The 12,014-nt window shown below is 76.4% G+C and carries 13 protein-coding genes; 10 read left to right on the top strand and 3 right to left on the bottom strand.

All coding sequences use genetic code 11. The annotated features are described in order from the left end of the window. The first annotated feature begins 94 nt into the window (after positions 1-94). The 3 genes from fdxA (at position 95) to GTR02_RS04140 (ending at position 3,031) form a co-directional block, all read left to right on the top strand. Positions 95-421 carry a ferredoxin gene (gene fdxA / locus GTR02_RS22345; protein ID WP_276610643.1) on the top strand — a complete coding sequence of 109 codons (327 nt, stop codon included), beginning with the start codon at positions 95-97 and terminating at the stop codon, positions 419-421. Positions 422-441: 20 nt separating this feature from the next. After that, positions 442-1,629 (top strand): succinyldiaminopimelate transaminase, encoded by a 1,188-nt coding sequence (dapC, locus tag GTR02_RS04145; protein WP_338073563.1) that lies wholly within the window; start codon positions 442-444, stop codon positions 1,627-1,629. Between the two features lie 115 nt (positions 1,630-1,744). Then, entirely contained in the window at positions 1,745-3,031 is a 1,287-nt protein-coding gene (locus GTR02_RS04140) for a citrate synthase (protein WP_166606214.1), read from the top strand. A 39-nt stretch (positions 3,032-3,070) separates the two neighbouring features. Here the strand turns inward: GTR02_RS04140 and GTR02_RS04135 are convergent, their stop codons facing one another. After that, positions 3,071-3,961 (bottom strand): hypothetical protein, encoded by an 891-nt coding sequence (locus tag GTR02_RS04135; protein WP_420814686.1) that lies wholly within the window; start codon positions 3,959-3,961, stop codon positions 3,071-3,073. Between the two features lie 81 nt (positions 3,962-4,042). After that, positions 4,043-5,047 carry a 2,3,4,5-tetrahydropyridine-2,6-dicarboxylate N-succinyltransferase gene (gene dapD / locus GTR02_RS04130; RefSeq protein ID WP_166606212.1) on the bottom strand — a complete coding sequence of 335 codons (1,005 nt, stop codon included), beginning with the start codon at positions 5,045-5,047 and terminating at the stop codon, positions 4,043-4,045. 70 nt (positions 5,048-5,117) lie between these two features. Between dapD and dapE the strand changes: the two genes are divergently transcribed. From dapE to GTR02_RS04095, 7 genes are all read left to right on the top strand, one after another. Beyond that, the gene (gene dapE, locus GTR02_RS04125) at positions 5,118-6,290 is read left to right on the top strand and encodes a succinyl-diaminopimelate desuccinylase (RefSeq protein WP_166606211.1); all 1,173 of its coding nucleotides are present in this window, start codon (positions 5,118-5,120) and stop codon (positions 6,288-6,290) included. Further along, positions 6,291-6,941 (top strand): TIGR00730 family Rossman fold protein, encoded by a 651-nt coding sequence (locus GTR02_RS04120; RefSeq protein WP_166606210.1) that lies wholly within the window; start codon positions 6,291-6,293, stop codon positions 6,939-6,941. It abuts the gene before it with no gap. After that, on the top strand, positions 6,938-7,219 hold the full coding sequence (locus GTR02_RS24160; RefSeq protein WP_166606209.1) for a DivIVA domain-containing protein: 282 nt from the start codon (positions 6,938-6,940) through the stop codon (positions 7,217-7,219). Before GTR02_RS04120 ends, GTR02_RS24160 begins: the two co-directional genes overlap by 4 nt. Further along, positions 7,212-7,790, top strand: coding sequence for an SRPBCC family protein (locus GTR02_RS04110; protein WP_166606208.1), 579 nt, complete (start codon positions 7,212-7,214; stop codon positions 7,788-7,790). Before GTR02_RS24160 ends, GTR02_RS04110 begins: the two co-directional genes overlap by 8 nt. After that, on the top strand, positions 7,787-9,043 hold the full coding sequence (locus tag GTR02_RS04105) for a mannosyltransferase family protein (protein WP_166606207.1): 1,257 nt from the start codon (positions 7,787-7,789) through the stop codon (positions 9,041-9,043). The genes GTR02_RS04110 and GTR02_RS04105 overlap by 4 nt, the downstream gene beginning before the upstream one ends. Positions 9,044-9,190: 147 nt before the next feature. Further along, positions 9,191-9,358, top strand: a complete 168-nt coding sequence (locus tag GTR02_RS04100; protein ID WP_166606206.1) for a DUF3117 domain-containing protein — start codon at positions 9,191-9,193, stop codon at positions 9,356-9,358. Between the two features lie 88 nt (positions 9,359-9,446). Further along, positions 9,447-11,063, top strand: coding sequence for a M17 family metallopeptidase (locus tag GTR02_RS04095; RefSeq protein WP_205708594.1), 1,617 nt, complete (start codon positions 9,447-9,449; stop codon positions 11,061-11,063). A 48-nt stretch (positions 11,064-11,111) separates the two neighbouring features. On the opposite strand, the gene GTR02_RS04090 is transcribed toward GTR02_RS04095, so the two are convergent. After that, positions 11,112-11,753: a class I SAM-dependent methyltransferase gene (locus GTR02_RS04090; protein WP_166606205.1), complete on the bottom strand. Its 642-nt coding sequence runs from the start codon at positions 11,751-11,753 to the stop codon at positions 11,112-11,114. Between the last annotated feature and the right edge of the window lie 261 nt (positions 11,754-12,014).

Genomic DNA, 12,014 nt, shown 5'->3' with positions numbered 1-12,014 from the left:
AGGACCACCGGCCCGCGCCCGTCGTCGTGCACCCACCACACCCGCGGTCACTGCACGGCGCCGGAGGACCCGGAGCCGGAGGAGGAGGACACCTGTGACCTACGTCATCGCTCAGCCCTGCGTGGACGTCAAGGACAAGGCGTGCATCGAGGAGTGCCCCGTCGACTGCATCTACGAGGGCAAGCGCTCCCTGTACATCCACCCGGACGAGTGCGTCGACTGCGGCGCCTGCGAACCGGTCTGCCCCGTCGAGGCCATCTACTACGAGGACGACGTCCCCGAGCAGTGGTCGGTCTTCACGGCGGCCAACGTCGAGTTCTTCGACACCATCGGCTCGCCCGGCGGCGCGGCGAAGCTCGGCGAGATCGACGCCGACCACGTCGCGGTCAGCTCGCTGCCGCCGCAGGCCGAGGGGCACTGACGGTGGAGGCCGCGGCCGCCGTGCGCCCGGGGTCACCGGGCCCCGCGCCGCGGCGGCCCCGCGGCGCGGGCCTGCCCGACTTCCCGTGGGACTCCCTCGCGGGGGCCAAGGCCACCGCCGCGGCGCACCCGGGCGGGCTCGTCGACCTGTCGGTCGGCACGCCCGTGGACCCGACGCCCGAGGTCGTGGCCGAGGCGCTGCGCGGCGCCGCCGACGCCCCCGGCTACCCGCAGACCCACGGCACCCCCGCCCTGCGCGAGACCGTGAGCGCGTGGTTCGCCCGCCGCCGCGGGGTGCCCGGCGTCGACCCCGACGGCGTGCTGCCGACGATCGGCTCGAAGGAGCTCGTGGCCTGGCTGCCGCTGCTGCTGGGCCTCGGCCCGGGCGACGTCGTCGCCCACCCCGGTGTCGCCTACCCCACCTACGACGTCGGGGCCCGGCTGGCCGGGGCGCGTCCCGCGGTCGCCGACGGCGTCGCCGGGCTCGCGGCCGCCGAGGAGCAGGCGCTCCAGACCGGGGGCCGGGTCGGCCTCGTGTGGCTGAACTCGCCGTCCAACCCGACCGGTGCGGTGCTCGAGGTCGAGGAGCTCGCCGCCGTGGTGGCGTGGGCCCGCGAGCGGGGGATCGTCGTCGCGAGCGACGAGTGCTACGCGGAGCTCGGCTGGGACGAGCGCCACGACGCCGCGCGCGGCGGTCTCGTGCCGTCGCTGCTGGACCCGCGGGTCTGCGGCGGCGACCACACGGGGCTGCTCTGCGTGTACTCGACGTCCAAGCAGTCCAACCTCGCGGGCTACCGCGCGGCCTTCGTCGCGGGTGACGTGGCGCTGGTGGGGGAGCTGCTGGCGGTGCGCAAGCACGCCGGGATGATCGTGCCGTGGCCCGTGCAGGTCGCGCTGGCCGCGGCGCTGGCCGACGACGCCCACGTGGACGCCCAGCGCGAGCGCTACCGCGCCCGGCGCGACGTGGTCCGCACCGCCCTGGAGGGCGCGGGGTTCCGCGTCGACGCCTCGGGGGCGGGCCTGTACCTGTGGGCCACGCGCGGTGCGGACAGCCGCACGACGGTCGCGGAGCTCGCCGCGCGCGGCGTCCTCGCGGCCCCCGGGGACTTCTACGGCCCCGCCGGGGCGCGGCACGTCCGCATCGCCCTGACGGCGACGGACGAGCGCATCGCCGAGGTCCCCGGCCGGCTCGCCGACCTGCGCGCCTGACCCCGCCGCCGCCCGTCCCCCGTCGGGGGGACGCGGCGGCGCGACGGCCCGCGCGCCGCCCGGTGACGGCGACCTCGCGTTGGGGACGGCCCGCGGGGGCGGGTACGGTCGCCGCATGGCGGACTCCGTGACCCTGAAGCACGCAGGTGGCGAGCTCGACCTGCCCGTGACCCCGGCGACCGAGGGGACCTCCGGGTTCGGCATCGGCAGCCTCATGAAGGAGACGGGGCTCGTCACCCTCGACTCCGGCTTCACGAACACGGCGTCCTGCACCTCGGCCATCACCTACATCGACGGCGACGCGGGGATCCTGCGCTACCGCGGGTACCCCATCGAGCAGCTGGCCGAGAAGTCCTCGTTCGTCGAGGTCTCCTACCTCCTCATCCACGGCGAGCTGCCGACCGAGTCGCAGCTGTCGGCGTTCACCGAGCGGATCCAGCGGCACACGCTGCTGCACGAGGACCTCAAGCGGTTCTTCGACGGCTTCCCGCGCGACGCCCACCCCATGCCCGTGCTGTCCAGCGCCGTGAGCGCGCTGTCGACGTTCTACCCGAACAGCCTGAACCCCTTCGACACCGAGCAGGTCGAGCTCTCGACGTTCCGCCTGCTCGCCAAGCTGCCGACGATCGCGGCGTACGCGCACCGCAAGTCCCTCGGGCAGCCGCTGCTGTACCCCGACAACCGCCTCGGGCTGGTCGAGAACTTCACGCGCCTGGCGTTCGGCAACCCGGCCGAGGACTACGAGCTGGACCCGACGCTCGTGAAGGCGCTGGACCAGCTGTTCGTGCTGCACGCCGACCACGAGCAGAACTGCTCGACGTCGACGGTGCGCCTCGTCGGTTCCGGGCAGGCCAACCTGTTCGCGTCGGTCTCGGCCGGCATCCACGCGCTGTCGGGGCCGCTGCACGGCGGCGCGAACTCCGCGGTGCTGGACATGCTCGAGATGATCCGCGACTCCGACGACGACGTCGACACGTTCATGACGAAGGTCAAGAACAAGGAGAAGGGCGTGCGCCTGATGGGCTTCGGCCACCGGGTGTACAAGAACTACGACCCGCGCGCGGCGATCGTGAAGAAGACCGCCGACGAGGTGCTGTCCAAGCTCGGCAAGCGCGACGAGCTGCTGGACATCGCGATGCGCCTGGAGGAGATCGCCCTCTCCGACGACTACTTCATCGAGCGCAAGCTCTACCCGAACGTCGACTTCTACACGGGCATCATCTACAAGGCGATGGGTTTCCCGACGAAGATGTTCACGGTCCTGTTCGCCCTCGGCCGCCTGCCGGGCTGGGTGGCGCAGTGGCGCGAGATGATCCAGGACCCGGCCACCAAGATCGGCCGGCCGCGCCAGGTCTACGTCGGCGAGACCGAGCGCGACTACACCGACGTCGCCGGCCGCTGACACGACCCCTGCGGTACCGGCCGCGGTGCGCGGCGCGACTCACTCCGCGACGCGCACCTGCACGCCGCCGGGAGGCACCCCCGTCGCCGTCGTGCGCCACGCCCCGCCCGCGGTGCGCGTCCACCGGGACCCGTCGACGCTGACCTCGGTGATGCCGTAGCGCTCCGCCGACGCGACGGCCCAGCCCGCCACGGCCCACGCGGTGCGCACCGCGTCCGCGCCGTCGCCGAGGTCGTACTCCAGCCCGTGGCCGGTGGTCCCCGGCACCACCCGCGCCGCCACCGGGGTGACCTGGACGGCGAGGGCGTCGCGGACGGCCGCGGCGCGGGGCACGGGGTTCTCGTCGTCGCCCGCCTCGCCGGCCTCCGCCGCCGCCGGCTGCAGGCGGCACGTGAACCCGCCCGGCGTGTACCCGGTCAGGGCCGAGGCCACGAGCCGCCCCTCCTGCTCGTGGTCGCCGTAGGCGAGGGGGAAGCCGCTGCGCTGCACCGCCTGCGCGGCGTCCGTGACCGCCATGTCGCGGTAGCCGTCGACCTCGACGAGCCCGTCGTAGAACGCGTTGGTCGCGTACACCGGGTCCTGCACCTGCGCCTCGGTGCCCCAGCCCTGCGAGGGCCGCTGCTGGAACAGGCCCAGGGAGTCGCGGTCGCCGTAGTCGAGGTTGCGCAGGCCGGACTCCTGGATCGCGGTGGCGATCGCGATGGTCGCCGCGCGGGCGGGGAGACCGCGGCGCACCGCGGCGCCCACGATCGTGGCCGAGTTGGCCGCCTGCTCCGGGGTGAGGGACGTCGACTCCCCGCCGACCGTGGCCGTGCACCGCGGCACGAGCACGGGTGCGTCGTCGTCGCGCGAGGACCACACGGCGCCGGCTGCCACGACTGCCACCACGGCGACGAGGACGACGACGCGACGGCGCCGGGCCCGCGCCACGCGTCGCGTCACCACGCGCGGGCCGGTTCGGTCCGGGGGGAGTGGTCGGTCCGGGGGCGGCGGTGGGCCCGGGGGGAGCGGTCAGTTCGCGTGCAGCGCAGGGTTCAGCTCCACCGTCGTGCCGCGGCGCGGCAGCGCCTCGACGGTCCCCGAGACGGAGTTGCGGCGGAACAGCAGGCCCGCCGACCCCGACAGCAGCCGCGCGGGCACCGTGCGGTCCGGCGTGCCGTCGGCGCTCAGCAGCGTGACCTTCGTCCCGGCCGTGATGTACGTCCCCGCCTCCACGACGCAGTCGTCGCCCAGGCTGATCCCCGTGCCGGAGTTCGCGCCGAGCAGGCAGCGCTCGCCGATCCGGACGACCTCCTTGCCGCCGCCGGACAGCGTCCCCATGATCGACGCGCCGCCCCCCACGTCGCTGCCGTCGCCCACGACCACGCCCGCGGAGACGCGGCCCTCGACCATCGAGGTCCCGAGCGTCCCGGCGTTGTAGTTGACGAACCCCTCGTGCATCACGGTCGTGCCGGCGGCCAGGTGCGCGCCGAGGCGGACCCGGTCGGCGTCGGCGATGCGCACGCCCGTCGGCGTCACGTAGTCGGTCATCCGGGGGAACTTGTCGATGCCCAGGACGGTGACCGGCCCGACGTTGGCGCGCAGCGCGAGCCGGGTGCGCTCGAAGTCGGACACGGCGCACGGCCCGTGGTTCGTCCACACGACGTTGGCCAGCACCCCGAAGATCCCCGTGAGGTCGACCTCGTGCGGCCGCACGAGGCGGTGGGACAGCAGGTGCAGGCGCAGGTAGGCGTCGGCGGTGTCGGCGGGCGGCGCGTCCAGGTCGACCTCGGTCGTCAGCACGCGCTGCCGCACGCGGCGGTGCGGGTCGGAGTCCTCCAGCGACGCCAGCTCGGCGGGCACGCCGTAGGAGCCGGTGTGCGGGCTGGGCCCGAGGGCGGGGAAGGGGTACCAGACGTCGAGCACGGTGCCGTCCTCGGCGGCGGTCGCGAGGCCGTGCCCCCACGCGAGCCGCCGCGCGGCGCCGGCCGCCGTCGAGCCGCCGGCGGTGGGGGACGAGGACGTCTGCTCGTTCACGCGGACGACCCTACGGGGTGCGCGCGCCACGGCCGCGTCGACGGGCGCGGGCCTCGTTAGGGTGCTCCGCGTGAGGACCCCGCAGACCACCACGACGACGGGGACGCCCGTCGACCTCGCCGACGCGAGCCTCGACGCGGTCGAGCTGACCCGCCGCGTCTGCGACATCGCCTCGGTGAGCGGACAGGAGACCGACCTGGCCGACGCCGTGGAGGCCGCGCTGCGCGGCACGGGCCTGGAGGTGCTGCGCGACGGTGACGCGGTCGTCGCCCGCACCCGGCTGGGCCGCCCCGAGCGGGTCCTGCTCGCGGGGCACCTGGACACCGTGCCGCTCACCGACCCGCCGAACCTGCCCGTGCGCCGCGAGCGGCACCCCGTGGACGGCGACGTCCTCGTCGGTCGCGGCACGTGCGACATGAAGGGCGGCGTCGCGGTGCAGCTCGTGCTGGCCCGCGACGTCGCGGCCGCGGGCGACGCCCTCGCGCGCGACGTCACCTTCGTCTTCTACGACCACGAGGAGGTCGAGGCCGCGCGCAACGGGCTGGGCCGCCTCGCGCGCAACGCCCCCGACGCGCTGGCCGCGGACTTCGCGGTCCTCCTCGAGCCGTCGTCCGCGGTCGTCGAGGGCGGCTGCAACGGCACGCTGCGCGCCGAGGTCACGACGACCGGCAAGGCCGCGCACTCGGCCCGCCCGTGGCGCGGTGTCAACGCGATCCACGCCGCGGCCCCCGTCCTGGCGCGCCTCGCCGAGCACGTCCCGGCCGAGGTCGAGGTCGAGGGGCTCGTCTTCCGCGAGGCGCTGAACGCCGTGGGCATCTCCGGTGGCATCGCGGGCAACGTCGTCCCCGACGCGTGCACGGTCGTCGTCAACCACCGCTTCGCCCCCAGGTGGTCGGCGGCCGAGGCCGAGGCGCACGTGCGGGAGGTGTTCACGGGCTTCGACGTCCGCGTCACCGACGTGGCCGAGGGGGCGCTGCCCGGCCTGGACCGCCCGGCCGCCGCGGACTTCGTTCGGCGCACGGGGACCGACCCGCTGCCGAAGTACGGCTGGACCGACGTGGCCCGCTTCTCGGCCCTCGGCGTGCCCGCCGTCAACTACGGGCCGGGCGACAACGCCACCGCGCACGCCGACGACGAGCGCTGCCGGGTCGAGGAGATCGAGACGTGCGTGCGCGTGCTGCGAGGCTGGCTCCTGGAGACCGCGGCCGGCGCGGCGGGCGCGGCCGCGAACGAGGGGGACTGAGTGAGCACCATCTGCCTGTACGGCAGCGCGAGCGGGGGCATCGACCCGGCCCACGTCGAGCTGGCCACGCGCGTGGGCCGGATCATCGGTGAACGCGGTCACGACTTCGTCTACGGCGGCGGCGGGACGTCGGTCATGGGAGCGGCCGAGGCCGCGGCGCGCGCCGCGGGGGCCCGCACCACCGGGGTGATCCCGCGGGCGCTGCTGGAGCTGGAGCTGCCCCCCGAGGGCATCTCGGAGCTGCTGGTCACCGACGAGATGCGCGAGCGCAAGGCCCTCATGGACGCGCGCGCCGACGCCTTCGTCGTGCTGCCGGGCGGCCTCGGCACGCTGGAGGAGCTCTTCGAGATCTGGGTCGCGCGGACCATCGGCCTGCACACCAAGCCGCTCGCGGTGCTGGACTCGCAGGGGCACTACGCGGGGTTGCGGACCTGGCTGGAGCAGCTGGTGGACAAGGGCTTTGCCCGGCCCCTGATCTTCGACTGCCTGCACTGGACCGACGACCCCGAGGACGCGATCGACTTCCTCGAGTCCGCCCCGCGCGAGCGCGTCACGCTGCCCTCCTCCGAGATCGTCGGCACGTTCGTCGACTTCCCGCGCCCGCAGGACCGGCCGGCGGGCGGGGTCGCGCCGGGGGAGACCGGCTCGTGACGCTCGTCCTGCTCGTGCTGGTGCTGGTCGCCGTCGGGCTGGTCGCGGCCGTCGCCTCGGGGCGCATCACCGGCGGCCTGGGCCCGGCCACGAGCAGCCGCCCCTACGTGGGCCTGCCCGAGGGCCCCGTGGTGGCCTCCGACGTGGACGCCGTCCGCTTCTCGCTCGGGCTGCGGGGCTACCGGATGGACGAGGTGGACGCGGTCCTGGAGAAGCTGCGCGACGAGATCCGCGAGCGCGACGACGAGCTCACCGCCTGGCGCGGCGCCGGTGAGTGAGCTCCCCGCCGCGGAGGTGGCCGCGCTCGCGCCGCCGCCCGCCGAGCGCACCCGCGCGGTCGTGGCCTTCACGGCGCGGCAGCTCGTCGACGCCGACGCCGCCGCGGTCTTCGCCGTCCTGACCGACTGGCCGCGCCAGACCGCCTGGGTGCCCGGCACGGTCGTCGAGCGGCTGCCCGGGCCCGTGGCCGCGGCGGGCGAGCGGTTCGTCGGCCGCAGCGCGGTGGGGCCGCTCGTGCTGGACGACCCCATGACGGTCGTGCGGTTCCGCGCGCCGGCCGCGGGGCGCCCGGGCGTCGTCGACCTGGTCAAGACCGGCGCCGTGCTCGGCGGCACCGTGACCATCGGGATCCGCGACGTCGGGGGCGGGCGCACGCAGGTGGAGTGGACGGAGCGCATCCGGGTGCGGCCCGCGTGGCTCGCCGCGCTCGCCGCGGTGGCGGGGCCGGTGCCGCGCTGGCTGGGCAGCGCCGCGTTCACGGCCGTCCTGCGGGCCATGGTGCGCGAGGCGTTCCCGGCCGGTGAGGTAGGCGGGGCCGGCGGGGGCGACGCGGGCCGACCGCGGCCGTGACGACCGCGCCGACGGTGCTCGCGCGAGGCCCCCGCGCGCCCTGGCGCACCCGCCTGGCGCTGCGCTGGCTGCGCTCACCCGCGGCCGTGCGCGTCCTCGTCGTCTACGCGCTGGCGCGCGTCTTCTCGGCGGCCGTGCTGGCCGAGGTCGCGCGCTTCCAGGAGCCGAGCATCTGGACGCCGCAGGACCCGGGCTACCACGACGTGCTCGCCCTCTGGGACGCCACCTGGTACGAGGAGATCGCCGAGACGGGCTACCCCGCGAGCGTCCCGCTGGGGCAGGACGGCGACCCCCGCCAGTCCGCGCTGGCGTTCTACCCGCTGTTCCCGCTGCTGTGCCGGCTCGTGATGTCGGCGACCGGGGTGTCGTTCGCGACCGCGGGCGCGAGCGTCTCGCTGGTGTGCGGCGCCGCGGCCGCCGTGCTCGTGCACGCGCTCGTCCGGCACGCCGTGGCCGCGACCGGCGCGCGTGCGGTCGTGGCCGGGCGCGCGGCCTGGAGCGCGGCCGTGCTGTTCTGCTGCTCGCCGGTGTCCCCGGTGTTCCAGGTCGCCTACACCGAGGCCCTGGCCGTCGCCCTGCTCGCGGCCGTGCTGCTCCTGCTGCTGCGCGAGCGCTACCTGCCGGCGGCGCTGCTGGCCCTGCTGCTCGGTCTCTCGCGGCCCGTGGCGGTCCCGCTCACGGTCGTCGTCGTCGTCCACCTGGTGCTGCGGGCGCGCGCGGGCCGTGCGGCCGGCGTCCGCCCGGGCCCGGCGGCCGTGCTCCGGGCGCTCGGCCTGCTCGCGGCCTCCGGGGTGGCGGGCCTGCTCTGGCCCGTCACGGCCTGGTGGCTCACGGGCCGCGCCGACGCCTACACCGCGACCATGGGCGCCTGGCGGACCGGCGGGAGGGTGGTCTGGCTCGAGCCGTGGTGGGGCGTGTCGCAGTACGTCCTCGGCGCGGTCGCCGGCCCCGTCCTGCTCGTCGCGGCCGTCGCCGGGTTCACCGCCTGGGTCCTGTCGCGGCGCACCGCGCTGCTCGGCCCGCAGGTGCGCGCGTGGTGCCTGGCCTACGTCGGCTACCTGCTGCTCGTGCTCGACCCCTTCACGAGCCTCTTCCGCTACCTCGTCCTGCTCTTCCCGCTCGGCGGGCTCGTCGCGCTGCGACCGCGCAGCCGCGGCACGCTGCGCGCCCTGGTCGTGGCTTCGCTTGCGCTGCAGGTCGTCTGGGTCGCCTGGCTGTGGCGGTTCTCCCCACCGGCGGACTGGCCGCCGTGACGCGGACGCGCGACTCGCGGCGGGATCGGGTGCCCGGTCGCACGAGCACCGCCCCGGGGTGGGGATAATGGTCGTCCACACGCCGATCGCGGCTTCCAGCCGCGAGCCCGAGCGCGCGCACGAGACGACGAGAGAGGACGCACGCCGATGGCGGCCATGAAGCCGAGGACCGGAGACGGTCCGCTGGAGGTCACCAAGGAAGGGCGCGGCATCGTCCTGCGCATGCCGCTGGAGGGCGGTGGTCGTCTCGTCGTCGAGATGACCCCGGACGAGGCCAGAGCCCTGGGAGACGCCATCACCTCGGTCGTCGGCTGAGGGGACACCGCGGGGCGGGCACCGGACGGTGCCCGCCCCGCGGTCCGTCCACCCGACCCTCCGCACCCCCGAGCAGGCAGGACACCCCGTGACCACCACCTCCGCCGCTCCCCAGCTGCGCCGCTGGACCCCGCCGATCGTCCTGACCGCCCCGGGTCCGCTGGCCGCGCTCGACGCCGACGCCCTGGCGGGCTACGAGGTCCTCGGGGTGCCCGTCGCCCCCGCTCCCGCCGGCCCACCGGCCGCGTCCAGCGCGGCCGAGGACGGCTCCGCGCCGGCCGACGACACCGCGACTGCGCCGCCGGTGCTCCAGCCGCGGCCCGGGGCCGCCGACGCCGCGGTGCGCTACGGCGTCGACCTCGCCGCCGAGTGCACCGCGGAGGGCGTCTCGGGCGAGGCCGGCACGGCGACCCGGCTGCCCGTCGCCGTCCCCGCGGGGGCGCCGCGCAAGCTCGTCGTCGTGAGCGTCGGCGCCTCCACGCCCACCGACCTGCGCCGCGCGGGGGCCGCGCTGGCCCGGGCCGCGGGCGCCACCGCCGACGTCGTGACGACGCTCGCGGACGGGGTCGGCCCGCTCGGCGTCCAGGCCGTCGTCGAGGGCTTCCTGCTGGCGGCGCACACGGCGCCCCGCAGCGGCCGCCGCGCCGCCGGCCCCGCGCGCGAGGGCCGGCTGCTGCTCGTCGGCGACGTGGCCGCGGCCGACGTGGCGGCGGCCACCGCGGCGGCGGGCGCGACCCTGCTGGCCCGCGACCTCGCCGCGACGCCGTCCAACCTGAAGGACCCGGCGTGGCTGGTCGGCCAGGCGCGCGAGCTCGCCCGCGAGCACCGGCTGGGCCTCGAGGTCCGCGACGAGGACCGGCTGCGGGCCGAGGGCTTCGGCGGCATCCTCGCCGTCGGCGGCGGGTCCGCCTCCCCGCCCGCGCTCGTGCAGCTGCAGCACGTCCCGCGCGGCCGCGGCGCCGCCGGGGCCCCGCACGTGGTCCTCGTCGGCAAGGGCATCACGTTCGACTCCGGCGGCCTGTCGCTGAAGCCGCGCGAGTCGATGGTCGCGATGAAGACCGACATGGCGGGTGCGGCCGTGGTCCTGGCCACCGTCGTCGCCGCGGCTCAGCTGCGGCTCCCGGTCCGGGTCACCGCCCTGCTGCCGCTGGCGGAGAACGCGCTGGGGGCCGCCAGCTACCGTCCCGGCGACGTGGTGCGCCACCACGGCGGGCGCACGACCGAGATCGCCAACACCGACGCCGAGGGCCGCATCGTCCTGGGCGACGCCCTCGCCTACGCCGACGCGCAGCTCGACCCGGACGTCGTCGTCGACGTGGCCACGCTCACGGGGGCCGCGACGCAGGGCCTCGGCAAGCGCCACGGCGCCCTGTTCACGGGCGACGACGACCTGGCGGCCGCCCTGCTCGCGGCCTCGGCGGCGTCGGGGGAGCGGCTCTGGCGGATGCCGCTGGTCGAGGACTACGTCGACCTCATCGCCTCCGACCTGGCCGACTCCCGGCAGGTCACGGGGGTGCCCGGCGCGGGCGCCGGGTCGATCCTGGCCGCCCTGTTCCTGCGGCCGTTCGCGGGCGGCCGGCGCTGGGCGCACCTCGACATCGCGGGCCCGGCCCGCTCCGACGGCGCCGAGCACGAGGTCGGCCGCGGCGCGACGGGGTTCGGGGCCCGGCTGCTGCTCGCCTGGCTGCAGTCGCTCGCCGCCTGAGCGACCGCTCGCGGCCTGAGGACCGCTCGCGGCGGGCCCCCGCGGGGGTCAGCTGCGCTTGACCGCCAGCAGCAGCCCGTCGCCCGTCGGCAGCAGCGCGGGCAGCCAGCGGTCGTCCTCGACGACGCTGCGGCCGAGGTCGCGCACGGCCACGGTCTGGGCGTCGCGCGCGGCGGGGTCGGCGACCTTGCCCTTCCACAGCGCGTCGTCGACGACCAGGAGGCCCCCGGGGCGCAGCAGCCGCAGCGCCTGCTCGAGGTAGGCGGAGTACTCGCGCTCGTCGCCGTCGAGCAGCACCAGGTCGTAGGCGGCGTCGGTCAGCCGCGGCAGCACCTCCAGGGCCCGGCCCGGGATCATCCGGGCGCGGTTGGTCCGGATGCCGTCGTCCGCGACGGCCTCGCGCGCGGCCCGCTGGTGCTCGCCGTCGGTGTCGATCGACGTGACGACGCCCTCGTCGGCCATGCCGCGCAGCAGCGCGACGGTCGAGACGCCCGCGCCCGTGCCGACCTCGACGACCGTGCGCGCGCGCACGGCCGCGGCCAGCACCGTGAGGGTGGCGGCGACGCCGGGGGAGACGGCGTCGCACTCCAGGTCGGCGGCCCGGGCCCGGGCGCGCTGGAGGACCTGGTCCTCGGCGACGAACTGCTCGGCGTAGGCCCAGCTCGCGGGCTGCTTGGCGGGGGTCGGCACGGACCGCACCCTAGTGCGCGGCACGCAGCGTGCGCCGCGGGGCAGCGCAGCGCGACACCCGGGCGCGCGGCGGCCCGGCACTCCCGGCGCGCGTGCTCCCTGCGGGGGAGGGAGGGAACCGCTGCCGTCCTCCCTCCGTTGGACCCGGTGCAGCCGACCGGTGGGAAACGCCGACCGCGGCTCGCCCGGTGGAAGGACGTGGGAGACGATGGGTGCAGTGGCGGTGCCGTTCGCGGTCCCCCTTCCCGCCCGTCCCAGGAG

Source organism: Kineococcus siccus (genome assembly GCF_009906795.1).
GTDB classification, from domain to species: domain Bacteria; phylum Actinomycetota; class Actinomycetes; order Actinomycetales; family Kineococcaceae; genus Kineococcus; species Kineococcus siccus.
Note: the sequence above shows the minus strand (reverse complement) of the source record. Positions and strands in the feature narration are given on the sequence as shown.

Excerpts from the sequence above, each read along its gene's own strand:
- GTR02_RS04100 (WP_166606206.1), top strand. The coding sequence starts at position 9,191 with ATGGCGGCCATGAAGCCGAGGACCGGAGACGGTCCGCTGGAGGTCACC.
- GTR02_RS04140 (WP_166606214.1), top strand. The coding sequence starts at position 1,745 with ATGGCGGACTCCGTGACCCTGAAGCACGCAGGTGGCGAGCTCGACCTG.